This is a genomic window from Nocardioides sp. WJ219 (assembly GCF_058559815.1).
In genome coordinates, this window is the sequence record NZ_JBZUJV010000013.1 from 46,351 (window position 1) to 63,051 (window position 16,701).

The 16,701-nt window shown below is 74.0% G+C and carries 15 protein-coding genes; 7 read left to right on the forward strand and 8 right to left on the reverse strand.

Annotated features, from left to right (window positions below; genetic code table 11):
- Positions 1 to 11 precede the first annotated feature (11 nt).
- Positions 12 to 572 carry a hypothetical protein gene (locus tag AC4MBH_RS22530; RefSeq protein ID WP_491797650.1) on the reverse strand — a complete coding sequence of 187 codons (561 nt, stop codon included), beginning with the start codon at positions 570 to 572 and terminating at the stop codon, positions 12 to 14.
- 336 nt (positions 573 to 908) lie between these two features.
- Between AC4MBH_RS22530 and AC4MBH_RS22535 the strand changes: the two genes are divergently transcribed.
- The gene (locus AC4MBH_RS22535; protein ID WP_491797651.1) at positions 909 to 2,588 is read left to right on the forward strand and encodes a PAS domain-containing sensor histidine kinase; all 1,680 of its coding nucleotides are present in this window, start codon (positions 909 to 911) and stop codon (positions 2,586 to 2,588) included.
- Positions 2,589 to 2,741: 153 nt separating this feature from the next.
- On the forward strand, positions 2,742 to 4,643 hold the full coding sequence (locus AC4MBH_RS22540; RefSeq protein ID WP_491797652.1) for a putative bifunctional diguanylate cyclase/phosphodiesterase: 1,902 nt from the start codon (positions 2,742 to 2,744) through the stop codon (positions 4,641 to 4,643).
- Between the two features lie 32 nt (positions 4,644 to 4,675).
- Here AC4MBH_RS22540 and AC4MBH_RS22545 read toward each other — a convergent pair whose 3' ends face one another.
- Positions 4,676 to 5,395 carry a sigma-70 family RNA polymerase sigma factor gene (locus AC4MBH_RS22545; protein WP_491797653.1) on the reverse strand — a complete coding sequence of 240 codons (720 nt, stop codon included), beginning with the start codon at positions 5,393 to 5,395 and terminating at the stop codon, positions 4,676 to 4,678.
- Between the two features lie 209 nt (positions 5,396 to 5,604).
- On the opposite strand from AC4MBH_RS22545, the gene AC4MBH_RS22550 reads away from it, so the two are divergent.
- The gene (locus tag AC4MBH_RS22550) at positions 5,605 to 6,120 is read left to right on the forward strand and encodes an RsiG family protein (RefSeq protein WP_491797654.1); all 516 of its coding nucleotides are present in this window, start codon (positions 5,605 to 5,607) and stop codon (positions 6,118 to 6,120) included.
- Positions 6,121 to 6,204: 84 nt separating this feature from the next.
- Positions 6,205 to 7,233: an LLM class flavin-dependent oxidoreductase gene (locus tag AC4MBH_RS22555; RefSeq protein ID WP_491797655.1), complete on the forward strand. Its 1,029-nt coding sequence runs from the start codon at positions 6,205 to 6,207 to the stop codon at positions 7,231 to 7,233.
- 541 nt (positions 7,234 to 7,774) lie between these two features.
- Here AC4MBH_RS22555 and AC4MBH_RS22560 read toward each other — a convergent pair.
- Complete coding sequence (locus AC4MBH_RS22560; protein ID WP_491797656.1) at positions 7,775 to 8,539, reverse strand: class I SAM-dependent methyltransferase; 765 nt, start codon at positions 8,537 to 8,539, stop codon at positions 7,775 to 7,777.
- A complete protein-coding gene (locus tag AC4MBH_RS22565) occupies positions 8,540 to 9,562 on the reverse strand; it encodes a methylenetetrahydrofolate reductase (protein ID WP_491797657.1) in 1,023 nt (340 codons plus the stop codon).
- A gap of 133 nt (positions 9,563 to 9,695) precedes the next feature.
- Between AC4MBH_RS22565 and AC4MBH_RS22570 the strand changes: the two genes are divergently transcribed.
- The 3 genes from AC4MBH_RS22570 to AC4MBH_RS22580 are packed head-to-tail and all read left to right on the forward strand — an operon-like array spanning position 9,696 to position 12,026.
- Positions 9,696 to 10,457 carry a histidine phosphatase family protein gene (locus AC4MBH_RS22570; protein WP_491797658.1) on the forward strand — a complete coding sequence of 254 codons (762 nt, stop codon included), beginning with the start codon at positions 9,696 to 9,698 and terminating at the stop codon, positions 10,455 to 10,457.
- Positions 10,447 to 11,361 (forward strand): NAD(P)H-hydrate dehydratase, encoded by a 915-nt coding sequence (locus tag AC4MBH_RS22575; protein ID WP_491797659.1) that lies wholly within the window; start codon positions 10,447 to 10,449, stop codon positions 11,359 to 11,361. Before AC4MBH_RS22570 ends, AC4MBH_RS22575 begins: the two co-directional genes overlap by 11 nt.
- Positions 11,362 to 11,372: 11 nt before the next feature.
- Positions 11,373 to 12,026, forward strand: a complete 654-nt coding sequence (locus AC4MBH_RS22580) for an MSMEG_6728 family protein (protein WP_491797660.1) — start codon at positions 11,373 to 11,375, stop codon at positions 12,024 to 12,026.
- On the opposite strand, the gene AC4MBH_RS22585 is transcribed toward AC4MBH_RS22580, so the two are convergent.
- The 4 genes from AC4MBH_RS22585 to AC4MBH_RS22600 form a co-directional block, all read right to left on the reverse strand.
- Positions 12,023 to 13,042: a phosphatase PAP2 family protein gene (locus AC4MBH_RS22585; protein ID WP_491797661.1), complete on the reverse strand. Its 1,020-nt coding sequence runs from the start codon at positions 13,040 to 13,042 to the stop codon at positions 12,023 to 12,025. The genes AC4MBH_RS22580 and AC4MBH_RS22585 overlap by 4 nt on opposite strands.
- A 170-nt stretch (positions 13,043 to 13,212) precedes the next feature.
- Positions 13,213 to 13,689: a DUF1360 domain-containing protein gene (locus tag AC4MBH_RS22590; protein WP_491797662.1), complete on the reverse strand. Its 477-nt coding sequence runs from the start codon at positions 13,687 to 13,689 to the stop codon at positions 13,213 to 13,215.
- A 148-nt stretch (positions 13,690 to 13,837) separates the two neighbouring features.
- Positions 13,838 to 15,115 (reverse strand): DUF1501 domain-containing protein, encoded by a 1,278-nt coding sequence (locus AC4MBH_RS22595; protein ID WP_491797663.1) that lies wholly within the window; start codon positions 15,113 to 15,115, stop codon positions 13,838 to 13,840.
- Positions 15,116 to 15,125: 10 nt separating this feature from the next.
- Complete coding sequence (locus AC4MBH_RS22600) at positions 15,126 to 16,640, reverse strand: DUF1800 domain-containing protein (RefSeq protein WP_491797664.1); 1,515 nt, start codon at positions 16,638 to 16,640, stop codon at positions 15,126 to 15,128.
- Between the last annotated feature and the right edge of the window lie 61 nt (positions 16,641 to 16,701).

Consider the following 16,701-nt stretch of genomic DNA (forward strand, 5'->3'; position numbering starts at 1 on the left):
TCCTGTTCTCTCTAGAGCGGGGTCGACGCGAGGTAGTTCAGCGTCGCGCTGTAGGTGTCGGCGTTGACCGTGGGCATCCGCATCCGGAAGTCCGTGCTGAGCTGGTCGCCGCCGTTGGCAGAGCGGCCGGCCTGGGTGTGCACGAGGACGGGGGTGCCGCCGGTCGCAGTGAGCGGGGTGAAGGTGCCGCTGCCGGACTCCCGGACGGTGAGGTCACCGATCGGGATGGAGTCGGTGTTGCCCGGCGTGGTCGGCGCCATCGTCGCGGTGGCCGACTGGACGGTGACCGTGTAGCCCGTGAGGTTGTTGGTCTCGACGTTGTAGGTCACCGGCGTGCTGGTGCTCACCGTCTGGCCGGGCGTGCCGGCCAGGGTGAACGCCGGCGTGAGGTCGGTGAGCGTGATGCCCGCCGAGACCTCCGCGTTCGCCTCGGTGTCGCCATCGGGAGCGGCCGAGGCCGACCCGGCGGAGACCGCGAGGACCGACGCGGCCAGCGCAGCCGCGGCGAGCCCGCGGGCCGCGAGTCCGGCTCCTCGGCGCTTGGTGGAGGTGTGGGGGGACACTGCGGACATGGCGTCACTTCTCTCGGGTTGGAGCGCGTGACCGGGGAGGTCTGCGTTCTCGCTCACCAGGAACATCGGAGGTTCGCGGACCCCGATGAAGGGACCAAGGTCCCTACTTGTCGCCGGGTGTCCACCTGACGGCCTCCCGGAGCCGCCGGCGTGCCGGTGCCGCCGGAGCGGCGGAGCGGCGGGATCCAGCCCGAGCCAGGACCCTCCATCCCTGGTATCGGCTCCGGGAGGGACGCCTTGAGGCGCCGACCGGCCGCCCCCGGCTCAAGTCACGACCCCTCGCGACCGACGAACCACGTGTCCCCCAAGATGCGCGACCCGGTGGTGAGGATCCCCTTGACCCGATCTGGCACGCGCCCTCTAGCGGGCGGAACCCGGTCCCTCGGGCGCGACCCGGGGCGTCGTACGACGTCGTCCGCGCAGCCCGACCTGGCCACCGCGACGCTCGACGCCACGGACAGCCTCATCATCGTCGCCGAGGTCGGCACGGGCACCGTGGTGGCGCTCAACACCGCCGCGGAGACCGTCATCGGCCTGCCTCGTGCCGAGGTCGTCGGCCGGTCCCTGTGGGCGTTCTGCTCCCCCGACGACCGCGCGTCGGTCGCCGGCTTCTTCGCTGGCGGCCGGGTCGAGGGCCTGCCCCTGACGTACGAGGCGACCACCGTCAGCGAGACCGGGGCGCACTACCGCGTCGTGTGGTCGTGCACGTTCCTGACCGATCCCGCCGGCGAGCGCACCCACATCGTGCTGACCGGCGTCGACGTCACCTCGGGGCGCGCGACGAGCGGCGTCTTCGGGCAGCTGATGCACGCGGCGACGTCCATCGTCCTGATCGGCACCGACCAGGGCGGACGCATCACGTTCTGCAGCTCCGGTGCGGAGCAGGTGCTCGGCGCGACCCACCTCGACCTGGTCGGCCGTTGGCTCCCGGCCGCGGCGTTCGGCACCGGGGAGCTGAGCGCGCAGATCGCCCGCCGGTCCCGGCCCGACCACTCGCGGAACCTGGGGGTGGAGATCACGTCCCAGGACCGGCGCTGCGCCCCGCCTGCGGATGGCGGGCGGGACGACCGCCGAACGGACGGGTGCCAGCTCGAGCACGGGCCGTCCGACGACGACCTGGGACGGTCGTGCGACTGGACGGTCACGGGAGCCGATGGCAGCTGGCTCATCGCCGAGATGACGGTGACCCCGGTGCTGGACGCCCTGGGCGGCGACGCCGGCTACCTGCTCGTCGGGGCTGAGGTGACCGAGCAGCGTCGGATCAAGGACCTCCTGGTCTCCAGGCTGACCAGGGAGGCGGAGGCCGCCGACCGCCTCCGCGAGCTGGACCGGATCAAGGACGACCTCGTCGCCACCGTGAGCCACGAGCTCCGGACCCCGCTCACCAGCATCCTGGGATCCGTCGAGCTCCTCCAGGACGAGGCCGCCGGTCCGCTGACCGTGCAGCAGCGGAGGCTGACCGACGCCATGGAACGCAACGGCGGCCGCCTGCTCGCGCTCGTCGACGACCTCCTCACGGTCTCCACCATCGACGCGGGCGAGCTGCGGTCCGGCTCGTCGGCACTCGACCTCAGGGACGTGATCGCCTCGGCCCGCCGCACCCTGCAACCCCTGATCGACGGACGGCGGCTCACCGCCCGCTTCCCCGTGCTCGCGACCCCTGCCGTCGTCACGGGGGACGCCGGCCAGCTCGAGCAGGTGGTGTGCAACCTGATGAGCAACGCGGTCAAGTTCACCGAGGACGGCGGCACCGTGGAGTGCGCCCTGTCCGTCGAGGGGTCCCGGGCCCGGCTCACCGTGAGCGACGACGGCATCGGCATCCCCGAGCACGAGCAGCCCCGCCTGTTCCGGAGGTTCTTCCGCTCCACCACCGCCACCGACCGAGCGATCCAGGGCACCGGGTTGGGGCTGAGCATCGCCTCGTCGATCGTGCGCGTCCACCGCGGCGACATCTCGATCGTCTCGGCACCCGGTCGGGGCACCCGGGTGGTCGTCGACCTGCCCCTCGCGGGGTAGCCCGAGGCGTCGGGGGTGTCCGCCGGCCGTCGGCACTCACCTACCCGATCTCCAGGTCACCGCCGGCGCCGAGTGTTAAATTGGTCACCCACGAGGCGTCCCGGACCCCGACCCCCTCGACGATCACCGAGCCAGGCCGGGGAGTCTCGACAGATGGGGATGCTCGCAGCGCACGACCCTCCCGAGGAGCGGCTCGGCGAGGCGGCCGACCCGCTCGCCGTCGTGCTGAGCGAGTTCGCCCGCACCCTGCTCACGGACTTCTCGATCCAGGAGATCCTCGACCACCTGGTGACGCGGATCGTCGAGGCACTGCCCGTCTCCGCCGCGGGCGTCTCGCTGATCACCCCCGGTGGGCCGCCGCGCTACGTGGCCGCCTCCGACCAGGCGGCCCTCGACTACGTGCGCCTGCAGAGCAGGCTGGGTGACGGTCCCTGCATGGAGGCCTTCGAGACCGGTCTGCTCGTGAAGTCCCCCGACCTCCGGCAGGAGACCAGGTTCCCCGGGTTCGCGACCGCCGCCCTCGAGCAGGGTCTGCGGGCCGTCTTCAGTGCTCCGTTGCAGCACAGCTCGGGGCGGCTGGGCGCGCTCGACCTCTACCGCGAGACCCCGGGGCCGCTCAGCGAGCGCGACCTCGTGTCGGCGCAGACGCTGGCCGACGTCGCAGCGTCGTACGTGCTCATCGCCACCGCCCGCGAGGAGGGTCGGATGAGTGCCGAGCTGTTCCGCGAGAGCTCGCTGCACGACCCGCTCACCGGCCTGCCCAACCGGCTGCTGATGATCGAGCGGATGACGCACGCGGGGCACCGGGCTCAACGGGCCCAGACGGTCGCGGCGGTGCTGTTCGCCGACCTCGACAACTTCAAGCAGGTCAACGACACCTTCGGGCACGAGGTCGGCGACCAGCTGCTGATCGCGGTCGCGGCGCGACTGCGGGCGCTGGTCCGGCCTGGCGACACGCTGTCGCGGCTCGGCGGCGACGAGTTCCTCGTCCTGTGCGAGGACCTGGCGGCCGAGGACGACGTGGAGGAGCTCGTCGTCCGCATCGACCGGGCGTTCGCCCGTCCGTTCCCGCTGCCCCACGGGGACGTCTCCATCACGGCCAGCGTCGGGGTCGCCTACTCCGGCCCCGGCCAGGCGATCACCGCCGAGCTCATCCGCGACGCCGACAGCGCGATGTACCGGTCCAAGCGCTACCGCAACGCGCCGGACCCGGACCCGGACGCGGGCAGGACCGAGCGGGCGCGCCGCGGGGTACGGCGGACCGACGACCTGACCGACGACCTGCGCGCCGCGTTGGCCGAGCAGGCGCTGCACCTGGCCTACCAGCCGGTCGTCCGCACCACCGACGGCCGAGTCGTCGGCGTGGAGGCGCTGCTGCGCTGGGACCACCCCGCCCGAGGACAGATCCCGGCTCCGCGGACCGTGGCCCTCGCCGAGCGGGCCGGGTTCATCGACGACCTGGGCGACTGGGTCATCCGGCGCGGCTGCGAGGACCGCGCCGGCTGGCCCCGGGCCGAGGGCGCGGGCCCGCTGAAGCTGGGCGTGAACGTCTCGACGGTGCAGCTGCTCAACCCCTCCCTGGTGCGGACGATCCAGGGGACGCTGTCGGACCTCGGTGTCGACCCGGCCACCCTCGTCGTCGAGATCACCGAGAGCATCCTGATCCAGGACGGGCAGCGGGCGCTCGTCGTGCTGCAGTCGCTCAAGGGGCTCGGGCTCGGGGTCGCCCTGGACGACTTCGGGACGGGCTACAGCTCGCTCACCCACCTCCACCGCTTCCCCGTCGACGTCGTCAAGATCGACCGCAGCTTCGTCGAGAGGATGACGATCGACAGCGCCGCCGTCGCCATCGTGCGGGCCGTGACCAACCTCGCCCACGAGCTGGGCCTGGGGGTCGTGGCCGAGGGCACGCAGACGCAGCGCCAGGTCGACCGGTTGAACGAGATCGGGTGCGGCTCCGCCCAGGGGTACTACTTCGCCCGGCCGATGTCTGCCGCGGACATGGGGACGCTGCTCGCGGCCCGTCCGACCGCCACCGTGCTGCCCGTCTCCTGAGCCCGGCGACCGGTCCCCCGGGGCGTGTGCCGTCAGGCGACGAGGCCCCGCAGCACGCGCCTGGCTCGGTCCAGCAGCTGGCCGATGCGCACGTCGCTGACCTCGAGGACCTGGCCGATCTCGGCCAGGGACAGGTGCTCCCAGTAGTAGAGCGCGATCACGACCTGGTCGCGCTCGGGCAGTTCCCCGATCGCGGCGACCAAGCCGTCCGGCAGCACGCAGGGACCACCGGGCACCCCGTCGGTCGTGGGCGACGGGACCTCGTCGGCCAGGTCCCCCGGACCGACGCCGCTCAGGGCGGCCTGGGATCCGTGGCTCCGGCGCCGGCCGAGCTCGTGCTCGGAGATCTCGAGCTCCTCGGCGATCTCGGCCTCGTCGGGTCGACCCTGCAGCCGGTGCTCCAGCGTGGCCGTCGCCGTCGCGATGTCGCGCAGCTGCTCGCGGACCTGGCGCGGCACCCAGTCGGCCGCGCGGAGGGCGTCGAGCATCGCCCCGCGGATCCGCGGGGCGGCAAAGGTCTGGAACTGCAGACCGCGCTCGGGGTCGAAGAGCTCCATCGCGCCCAGGAGCCCCATCACCCCGTCGGAGACGAGGTCGTCGTGCTCCACCCAGGCGGGCAGACCGGCGCGCACCCGGCCGGCGACCTGGGTCACGAGCGGCGAGTAGTGGACCACCAGGCGGTCGCGGGTCGCGCGATCACCGCTGTCCTGGTACTCGCGCCACATGGCCTGGACCGGCTCTGACGTCTCCATGGGGGGTCCCTCGCTCGCACTGCAAGGCTCTCGCCTCGTCAGGGACAACGAGCGGTGGGGCACCGGGTCACGGTCGCGGCCGGACCGGCAGGCCTCTCAAGCGTAGGCTCCGGGGTACCGAAGGATCAGGTGAGCGCGTCGCGGGGGCCCCGACGACTCTCCCTCCCACCTGCTGCGCGGCCGCTCCGGCCGTCGGACGAGGACCCCCCATGAGTGGTGAACCACCCACCCGGCGCCGACCGACGGTGCGGCACGCCGTACCGGCCCCCGAGCTCGCGCGACTCGACCTCGACGGGCTCCGGGCCTACCGCGCCGCCCTCAGCACGGAGGAGGAACGGGTGTCCTACTGGCGGCGCCTGATCCACGCGCGGGTCGACCTGCTCGAGGCCCAGGCCGCGCTCGGGGGCGCCCTGAGCCTGGACGACCTCGTCCGCGTCCTCGGGGACACCGGCTCCGGCCGGTCCCGGCGCGCGCTGATGCGCGTGCCGGCGCCCGACCAGCTGCCCGACCTGCCCGACCTCGGCGAGCTCTGCGAGGCGTGGGCCGCCCACCCCGACGACGTCGACGAGATCGCCCGCCTCGTCGAGCGCCTCTGCGCGACCGAGGCCACGCTCAGCGCCTACCGCCGCGCCCTGCACGAACGGATCGACGCCGCGACCGGCGAGCTGATCCTCCGCTACCGCGCCAACCCCCGAGCCGCGCTCGCCCTCGTGCCCCGGGAGTGACGGCCGGCACGGTGGGGGCGTCCGTGGAATGGCCGGGGTCCGGCGTGCGTTGTCCCGCCACCCACAACGACCAGGAGGTCACCGGTGCACGTCGGCATCGACAGCTTCGTCTCCCGGGTCACCGACCCGGCCACCGGCCACGTCGTCGGCCCCGCCGAACGGATGGCCCACCTGCTCGAGGAGATCGAGCTCGCGGACCGCTCGGGGCTCTACTCGTTCGGCATCGGTGAGCACCACCGCGAGGAGTACTACGACTCCGCTCCCCCGGTCATCCTCGCCGCGGCGGCGGCCCGGACGTCGCGCATCCGCCTCGGCAGCGCCGTGGCGGTGCTGAGCGCCAACGACCCGGTGCGCGTCTTCCAGCAGTTCGCGACCCTCGACCTGATCTCCGGCGGGCGGATCGACCTGGTGGTGGGGCGCGGGTCCTTCACCGAGGCGTTCCCGCTGTTCGGCCTCGACCTGCGCGACTACGACTCGCTGTTCGCCGAGAAGCTCGACCTGCTGCTGAAGCTCCGCGAGTCCCCGCACGTCACCTGGTCCGGGCAGCACCGCCCCCCGCTGACCGGGCAGGGCATCTACCCCCGTCCGGTCCAGGACCCGCTGCCGATCTGGGTCGGCGTGGGCGGCACGCCCGAGTCGTTCGTCCGCGCCGGACTGCTCGGCCTGCCGCTGATGGTCGCCATCATCGGCGGCGAGCCGCGGCGCTTCGCGCCGCTGGTCGACCTCTACCGCCGGGCCGGCGCCGAGGCGGGGCACGCCCCGGAGACCCTGCAGGTCGGGCTGCACGTGTTCGGCTACGTCGGCGACAGCCGCCAGCAGGCCGCCGACACGATCTACCCCGGCTGGCACGAGATGTTCACGACGGTCTCCCGCGAGCGCGGCTTCCCGCCGCCCAGCCGGCCCCAGTTCGACGCCACCAGCGGCCCCGACGGCGCGTTCTTCCTCGGCGACCCCGACGGCATCGTGGCCAAGCTCGGCCGCGTCGCCGACCAGCTCGGCGGCGTCGACCGCATCTCGCTGCAGATGACCAACCCCCGCCTGGCCCACGACGACCTGCTGCGCGGCATCGAGCTCCTCGGCACCGAGGTCGCCCCCCGCGTCGCCTCGCTCTGAGGACGCTGGCCGAGCCGAGACCCGGCGGGGTGCGCATCCTTGGGTGGTTTCGGCTCGGCCACCGTCGGTGATCGGCCGTCGTACGCCGCAGCATCGGTGACCCACGCTGGTCGAGGAGGGCCGCCAGGCCCGTCTCGAGACCCCCCCACGCTGGTCGAGCCGGGCGAGCGCCAGCGAGCCCGAGTCGAGACCCGGCGAGATGCGCCCACCTCAGGTGGTTTCGAGACGGTTGCTAGCGCAACCTCCTCAACCACCGTGGTGATCGGGCGTCGTACGACGCACCCGTCGGCGACTGACGCTGGTCGAGCCGGGCGAGCGCCAGCGAGCCCGAGTCGAGACCCGGCGAGGTGCACATCCTGCGGGGGTCTCGACTCGCGGAGACTTCGTCCCCGCGGCTAGCGCCAGCGAGCCCGAGTCGAGACCCCGAGGTGCGCATCCTTGGGTGGTTTCGAGACGGTTGCTAGCGCAACCTCCTCAACCACCGTGAGTGTCGGCCGTCGTACGACGCACCGTCGGCGACCGGCCGTCGTACGCCGAGGGGTCAGCGCACGCGGCCGGCGAGCAGGGTGCCGACGACGAGGCCGTCGGAGAGCAGGCGCCCGATCTGCTTCGACTGGCGCTGGGCGACCTGGTAGCCCTCCTCGTCGCCGTGGTCGCGCTCGATGACGTCGTCGACCTCGGCGGCGGCCCGCACCCAGTCGTCGGGGGTGGGCGGGAGGTCGTCGACGAGGGCCTCGTCGATGACCTCGAGACCGCTGCGGCGCAGGTGCTCGCCGAGCTCGGCGCGGTCGGGGAACGAGTTGCCCTCGGGCTGGTCGGGCAGGTCGTCGACGGTCCGGACGAAGACCAGCAGCCCCACCGCTCCCCCGGGGCCGACGACGCGCGCGAGCTCGGTGAGGTGGCGCTCCTTGTCCTCGACCGTGCAGAGCACGCCGAGCGACCAGGCGGCGTCGTACGACGCGTCGGGGACCGGCAGCGCGGCGCCGTCACCCACCACGACGGGGAGACCGAAGAGCCGGGCGGCGGCCCGGCAGGCCCCCTCCATCGGCTCGACGAGCGTGGGGAGCACCTCGTGGGTGCGGGCCGCCTGCGCGGCGGGTCCGCCGACGCCGGCGCCGCTGTCGAGCAGGCGGCTGCCGGGCCGCAGGTCGAGCCGGGTCATCAGCCACTCCAGTGCGGCCGGGCTGCCGCTGCCACGGCAGGCCGCGGGCAGGGCGTGGTCGTCGCCGAGCTCGACCACCGCGTCGGCGGTCCACGCCGCCACCGTGTCGAACTCCTCGACCATGGCCTCGTCACTCGTCGTCATCTACGCCGCCTCCCTGATCCGGTGTCCCACCTCGGCCTTGACCTCGGCCCCGTCGGCCTCGCTGCCGGAGCCGCCACGCCCCGACAGGTTCACACCCGCCACCCCGTCGATCGCCAGCAGCTCGCGGGCCTCCTCGACGGCCGCCTCGATCCCGGCCGCGCGCACGTCCCGGGCAGCCAGTACCCGCTCGACCCGCGCATCGTCGAGGTGCAGCCCCGGGAACCGCTGCAGCGCCCGCGCCGAGGTCTCGTCGGTGTAGACCGTGACGCCGGCGACCACCGGGATCGTGAGTCCCTCGGCGCGCGCCCGGCCCACGAACGCCGCCACCCGCGACGGCTCCCCCACGTGGTTGAGGACCGCGACGTGGGCCCCCGCCCGCTGCTTCTGCACCAGCCGGGCCGGGCGCAGGGCCTGCGGGACCGCGTCGGGCGACTCGGGCACCGCGACCGTGTGGCCGCGCTCGGCGGCCAGGGCCGCCAGCTGGGTGCCGTCGAGGTCGAAGACCTGGGTGATGCCCGGCCGCACGCCGGGGGCGCTGCCGTCGCCGGTCACGCACAGCACGCCGTCGACCCCGGCGTGCCCGAGCCCGGCCAGCTCCTGCTCGAGGACCAGGCGGTTGCGGTCGCGGCACGCCAGCGTCACCCACGGCACGCCACCGGCGTCCCGGACCAGGCGGGCCATCAGGGTCGGCGGGTAGTCCGGACGGTTCTGGTGCTCGCCGACCAGGAGCGCGTCGCAGGAACCGGCCATCGCGCCGACCAGCCCGGGCAGCGCGCCGGCGTCGTACGGCGGGAGCGACAGGTCGGTGAGCACGGCTCGACCGGCCGCCAGGGCGGCGAGCAGCAGCGAGGGCGGCGGGTCGGTGCGGCCGGGGACGACCGGCCCGTCCCACGGCACGACGGCGTCGCGGCGGGCGAACGGGCACGGGTGCGGCACCATCTCGCAGCCGCCGTCGTCGCGCACACCGCCGCAGGGGCCGAACGTCATCCGCTTGGGACAGGCCTCCAGCTCGACGGCGCTCATCCTGCGACGCTAGCCGACCGTGGACCGGCCGCCGGCCCGGTGCTGGTAGACCAGGGACCCAGAGCAGTGCCCCGGGTCCTGCATCGTCGCCGGCCCCCGGGGTACCGCCCCGCGACACACGTGAGGAGACGGGATGCGACCGAGGTGGGACGCCGGACCGGCCGAGCTGGTGCTCGTGCGGCACGGGGAGAGCATGGGCAACCAGGCCGACACGGCGGCACGCGACGCCGGGGCCGAGGAGCTCGACCTGCACGAGCGGGACGCCGACGTGCAGCTCTCGGACACCGGCCGCGACCAGGCGCGAGCCGTCGCGCGGTGGCTGACCGACCGCGACGGTGACGGGGCGCCGGACCTGCCCACGGTCGTGGTGGCCTCGCCGTACCGCCGCGCCGCCGAGACCGCGGCGCTGGCCCTCGACGACCTCGACCTCGCGGTCGACCACGACGAGCGGCTGCGCGAGCGCGACCTCGGCGTCCTCGACGGGCTCACCGGCACCGGCATCCGGGCCCGGCACCCCGAGGAGGCCGCCCGCCGGGAACGGCTCGGGAAGTTCTACTACCAGCCGCCGTGCGGGGAGAGCTGGGCCGACGTCGCCCAGCGCGTGCGCGGGTTCCTGCACGACCTGCGGTACGGGCACGACGGCGAGCGGGTGTGGCTGTTCAGCCACCAGGCGGTGATCATGACCTTCCGCTACGTCCTCGAGGGGCTCGAGGAGAGCGACGTCCTCGACCTCGACAAGCGGGTGCGGATCCCGAACGCCTCGGTCACCACCTTCCGGCGCTCGGGCGCCTACCTCGAGCTGGAGAGGTTCGCCGACACCACGGCGGTCGACCGGCTCGACGTCGACACGACCCACGAGGCGCCCCAGGGCGGGCGCGGCGACCATGTCGGCTGAGTCGGCTGGGTCGGCTGGGTCGGCTGGGTCGGCTGGGCCACGGGTCGTCACCCCGGCCCTGCTGCGCGACTGGCCGCTGCCCGGACCCGGCAGCGACAAGGACGGCAGCGGTCGGCTGCTCGTGCTGGGCGGGTCGGAGCGCTCCCCCGGCGCGGTCCGGCTGGCCGGCGAGGCGTCGCTGCGCGCCGGTGCCGGCAAGGTCTCGCTGGCCACCGTGGAGACGGTCGTGTCCGGGCTCGCCTCGCTGATGCCCGAGGCCGGGATGGTGCCGCTGGGCACCGACGACGCCGGCAACATCGACGCCGAGGCCGCGCCCACCACCGCCGAGCACGCCGCGTCGTTCGACGTGCTGCTCGCCGGGACCGGGTTCGTCGACCCCGAGCACGCCGTCGACCTGCTCGACCGGGTCCTGCCCGGGTACGACGCGACGGTGGTGCTCGACGCGCTCGGGTCGGCGTACCTCACCGAGCGGCCGGAGGGCCTGCACCACCTGGACGGGCGCGCGGTGCTCACCGTGAACCCCACCGAGCTCGCCCACACCGCCCACGTGTCGGCGGACGAGGTGGCCGACGACCCGGTCGGCGTGGCGACCCGGGTCGCGGCCCGGAGCCACGTCGTCGTGCTCTGCGGCGGCACCGTGAAGCACGTGGTCACGCCCGACGGCGACGTGTGGGTGGTCGAGGGCGGTGGCCCCGGTCTGGCGGCGTCGGGGTCCGGCGACGTGCAGGCCGGCGTGCTGGCCGGGCTGCTCGCGCGGGGGGCCGACCCGGCGCAGGCGGCGGTGTGGGCGGCGTACGTCCACGCGCGGTGCGGGGAGCGGTTGGCCGCCTCGATCGGCACGCTCGGCTACCTGGCGCGCGAGCTTCCGGCGCAGGTGCCGGCCGTGCTCCAAGAGCTCGCCTAGCGGGCGACGAGGTGCAGACCTTCCTGCCCTACCCCGACTTCGAGCGCTCGGCGCGCGTCCTGGACACCTCGCGGTTGGGCAAGCAGCGGGTCGAGACGATCCAGGTGGTGCGCGCCCTGACCCGGCCGGGCTACGGCTGGGCCCACCACCCCGCGGTGCTGATGTGGAAGGGCCACGAGGAGGCGCTGGGCCGCTACGGCCTGGTCTGCTGCGCCGCGTGGACCGAGCGCGGCTACGGCGACACGTGCGCCGCGACCATCGCGGCCGACCTGGCCGAGGCGGGGGTGACCACGCTGCGCACGCAGGCCGAGCTCGCGGCCGCCGGCGCCCTGCCCGGCTGGCTCGGCGACGACGCCGTCCACCTCAGCCACCGGTCGTCGCTGGTGCGCAAGGAGCCCGACCACTACCGGCCGCTCTTCCCCGACGTGCCCGACGACCTGCCCTACCACTGGCCGGTCCGCTCCGAGGCGGTGCTCGAGGCCGAGCGGCGCCGGGCCGACAACGCGGTCAGGCGCCGGGAGCGCGCGCTCGAGCTGCGGCTGCTCGAGGCCGAGCGGGCCCGCCGGCGTCGCAGCCGTGCGGCCAAGAAGGCGTGGCGCACCCGGCGGGCGAACGCCGCCGCCGTCCGACCGGCCGAGCCGCCGCCGGACCAGCGCCCGGACTAGGGAGCGTCGGCCCTGGGCCCGTGCGTCTCGCCGCGGTCGCCAGCGTCCACGGTCTCCCTGGCCGGCTCGATCGCCTCGTCGGCCGCGGGGCCGGGACGTCGCCGCTCCCAGGCCGCGGCGACCAGCATCACCGCCCCGGCGAGCGCGGCGCCGGCGATCTCGTCGATCACGTAGTGCTCGGCGAAGTAGACCAGGCCGACGCACATGGTCAGCGGGTAGACGAGCAGCACCCAGCGCCACTGCGAGCGGAGCCGCCAGATCCCGTACATCGCCACCAGGAACGCGGTGCCGGCGTGCAGGGAGGGCATCGCCGCGACCGGGTTGCCGACGCCGTTGAGCAGCACGTTGACCCGCTCGACACCGAGCTCGGACCATCCCCGCCCCGTGAGCCGCGGCAGCTCCTCGACGTAGCCCTTGTCGGAGGCCAGCCACGGCGGCGCCATCGGGTAGGCGATGTAGATGACGAGCCCGGCGAAGTTGAGGCCGATGTAGCGGCGCATCCACACCAGCCACTCGGCGCGGTTGCGCGCCCACAGCACCACCGCCAGGGTCAGGCCCACGATGAAGTGGGTGGCGTAGACGACGGCGAGCACGACGTCGTACCAGCGCGCCGGCCCGTCCCAGCGGCACGGGTCGCCGCACCAGGCCTGCTGGAGGGTCGTGGTCGGCAGCTCGCCGCCGAACAGCCACCGGTCGACGTCGACCGGCATCGTCCAGTGGACGTCGACGTCGAACTCGTCGATGAACCCGCGGCTGTAGAAGTAGATCGCGAGCAGCAGGGCCGGCACCGACCAGTCCCGGAGGAACCGGAGGTGGTGGCGCCACGGGGCCTCCACGTTCCAGGCGATGGTCAGCAGCCACAGGGTGGCGAGCCAGGACCAGGCGTCGGCCGGGATCCCGAAGCGGGACGACCAGGCGAGGAACGCCACCACCCAGGCGCCGACCGCGACCCAGCGCGCCGCCGGCCTGGTGACCGGCTGCTCCCGCTGCCGTCCTGGTTCGAGCGTGGCGGTCACCCGCACGCACCACACTCGGTCGCCACGATCAGGGTCCTCCAGCGAGCCCACCGGGCACCTCGCGTACCAGGTCTCGAACGGCAGGTTACGCGAAGATGAAAAATCACCCGGAGGGGCGGTACCCGCGCGCGTCCTCGTGTGGGCGCGGGCCTCGTGCGTGGGTGGACGCGCTAGTCGGTGCGGACCCGCGCGTACCCGTGCTGGAGGAAGTCGGCCGCGGCCGTGACGGTGCCCAGCGCGGCCCAGGCGCGGGCCGCCCGTGGCGCGAACGCCAGCGCGGCGACGTACGCCGTGCCGACCCAGACGCCCAGGCAGAACGGGCAGGTGAGCAGCTCGCCGATCGTGTGGCGCACGCCGGAGCCGTCGCGCGGGGTCTCGTCGTGCTCGGAGGACCCGGCCGGACCCTCGAAGGTGGTGAACGGGGCGCGCACGGGGCTGGTCACGGCGCCCTTGGACAGCAGCCGGGTGAACTTGTGGGTCGCCACGCCGCCGAGCACCAGGTCGACGGCCTCGAACCGCTCGGGCAGCCGGTCGGCGGCGCCGCCACGGGCCAGCGCGACCAGGGCGCCGCAGGCGACGGTGTAGACAGCCATGCTGCCGGTGAACCCGTGGAGGTTGACCTGGTCGTCGGGGTCGTAGTCGCTCATGTCCCCAGGTACCCCGCTGACGGCGGCCGAACGCCGTCCGCCGGGGTGGGCACCAGCGACAGGCGATGCCTTGCCCGGGAGGTTCAGAGCTCCCCGGTCCACCGGTGAGACCTCGCCCCCGCCCGGCACGCCCCGGACGTCACACCCGTCAGGCCATGACCCCCAGCGCCGCCGTCGGCGCCAGGCCGGGGAACACCGTGGCGCGCTGCCCCGAGATCGCCGGGAAGCGCTGGGCGAGCACCTCCCACAGCACGTCGCGGAAGTCGTGGCGCATCGCGAGGTCGCCGTCCTCGAGGTCGGCGGCCGCGAGGCCTGGCCACTGGCCGCGGACGGCGCCGCCGTCGACGCCGGCACCGAGCAGCATCATCGCGTTGCCGTACCCGTGGTCGACGCCGCCGCTGCCGTTCTCCTCGACACGGCGGCCGAACTCGCTGATGGTGACGACGGTGACCCGCGACGCGTCGGTCCCGAGGTCGGTGAAGAACGCCGCGAGCGCCTGGGCGAAGTGGGTGAGGTGGTCGTACATCCAGCCGCCGTCGACCTCGCCGAGGCCCTCGTGCATGTCCCAGTCGCCGTAGTCGATGGCGACCATCGAGGTGCCGAGGTCCTCGCGGATCAGCGCGGCGGTGTTGGCCAGCACGCCCTGCAGGGGGCCGGCGGGATAGCTGTCGACGTGGACCTTGGACTCCGCGCCGTCGACCAGCGGCGCGAACTTCTGCGCCGAGCCGACCGCCACCCGCACACCGCCGCCGAGCGGGCCGCCGGTGCGCTTCCACATCGTGGCCAGGGAGGCGCGCCGCAGCGCGCCGGAGGCACCGAGGTCAGCGACGCCGAAGTCGCTGACCTGGTAGGCGCCGAGCGAGGCGGCCGGGCCGACCATCGACGTCGGCAGCAGCGTGCCGCCGAGCGAGACCGCGGTCTCCGGTCCGCCGCGGAGCGCGTCGAGGCCGATCACCCGGTTGATCCAGCCGACCCGCGCCGAGGAGCCGGGGTCGGCGTCCTCGACCTCCTCCATGGCGTCGAAGTGGCTGCGGTTGGGTGCCGGCAGGCCGACGGCGTGCACGGCGCCCATCCGGCCGCCGTCCCACATCGGCAGCAGCGGCGACAGCGCCGGGTGCAGGCCGAAGCGCGGGTCGGCGCCGAGGAGGGTGGACTCGGGCACCACGATCCCGCGGCGGTACGCCGCCAGCCGGTCGTGGTCGTCACCGCGCGGCACCACGATCGACAGGCCGTCGGCGCCGCCGCGCAGGCTGAGCACGACCACGACGTTGCCGCCGGGCTCGGCGCCGTACGCGACCTGCCGGAAGGCGTCGCCGAACAGCTGTCCGGCGGCGAGCAGGCCGCCGCCGGCCATCGAGGTGCCGAGCATCCGGCGCCGGCTGAGCCGGTAGTCGGGGCAGCCGCAGGCGGAGGTGGGGGGATTCATCAGGGGGTCCTCAGCGGTGCAGGTGGATCGGGGAGTCGAGCAGGGACGCCTGGATGCGGCGCAGGAGCCAATAGTCGTCCAGCACGTCGCTGCGCGACAGCCGTCTGGAGCGACTCATCCCGAGCAGCTGCGCGATGCCGATGCTGACCTGGGCACCGGGCTTCTGGCCGAGCATCCGCAGGCCGACGTGGTCGATCACCTCCTGCAGGGTCGCCGGCATCGGCGGCAGCAGCGAGGCCTCGGCGGGGAAGGAGGCCTGTGCGGTGGGCCACCAGCGGGCGGCGAGGTCCTGGTGGTGCCCGAAGCTGGTCAGCACCCGGCCCGCACCGGCCCACGCGGCGCCCACCTCGGGGTAGCCGTTGGGCGCGGGCCACTCGTACGGCGCCTGGCCGTTGCTGGAGTACTGCCAGTAGTAGGCCCGGGCGAAGGAGTCGTCGGAGCTGGGGCGCTGCAGCTTGATGCCGAGCGCGCGGACCGAGGCGATGTAGTCCTCCATCGGCATCCGCACCTTGCTCATCGGCGCGGCGTCGAAGTCGGGGTGGTCGACCATCGCCCGCAGGGTCGGCTTGATGGCCGTCTTGTTCCGCAGGTACGCCGTCGCGACCGCCTTGACGATCCGCGGCGACGGGTTGTCGGAGACGAACTTGACGCACAGCCGCCGCGCCAGCCGCTGGGCGGTCTTGGGGTGGTTGGCCAGGTAGGTGAGGTACGCCGCGGTCGCGGCCCGGCCGTCGGCGGCGCTGTTGGCGTGCCGGAAGCCGAGCACCCGGACCGGCGACCGGTCGTGGTCCTCGGGGCTGTAGAACGCCCGGAACTCCGGCCACCACAGGTCGACGCGGTAGCCGGTGAGCATCCGCGCCGAGGCCTTGACGTCGGCCTCGGTGTAGCCGCCGTCGACGCCCACGGTGTGCAGCTCGAGCAGCTCGCGCCCGAGGTTCTCGTTGGGCGCCTCCTTGGTGGAGACGGCGTTGTCGAGGAAGAGGCCCATCGCGGGGTGGGTGGTCGCGGCGCGCAGCAGCAGGTCGAAGCTGCTCAGCGCGTGGCGGCGGATCACCCGGTCGTAGTCCATCCGCCAGAACACCGCGTCGTCGTGGAAGAGCGCGACGTTGAGCAGGTTGGACCAGAAGTCGGTCATCACCTCGTGCACCTGGCGCTTGCTGTGGATGCGCCGGGCGACGGTCCACCGGCTGAGGTCGACCGCGACCTCCCAGGAGCCCTGCACCTCGTCGACCTGGTTCTGGAAGATCCGCGCCGGGGCCTGGCGCACCGAGGGGTACCAGCCGTCGATGGCGGTGCCGGCGGGATCGGCCACCCGCGACGGCTCGAGCTGCTTCTCGAACCACGTGCGCGCACCGCCGGCCCGGCGGACGTCGGCGACCAGCTCGGGCGTGATGCCGTGGCTGAACCGGCGGGCCAGGTGGCGCTCGCGCGGCGGCAACGGAGTGGGAGCGGCTGCGGCCCGGTAGTCGGTGACCGTCCTGCCCCGTCGGCGTACGGGGGCGGCCTCGACTGGACTCTGGCTCACGCTGGCTCCGTGCCTCTCCGGGCGTCGGTGGGGGGATCGACGCGCTCCGCCCACCGTAGGC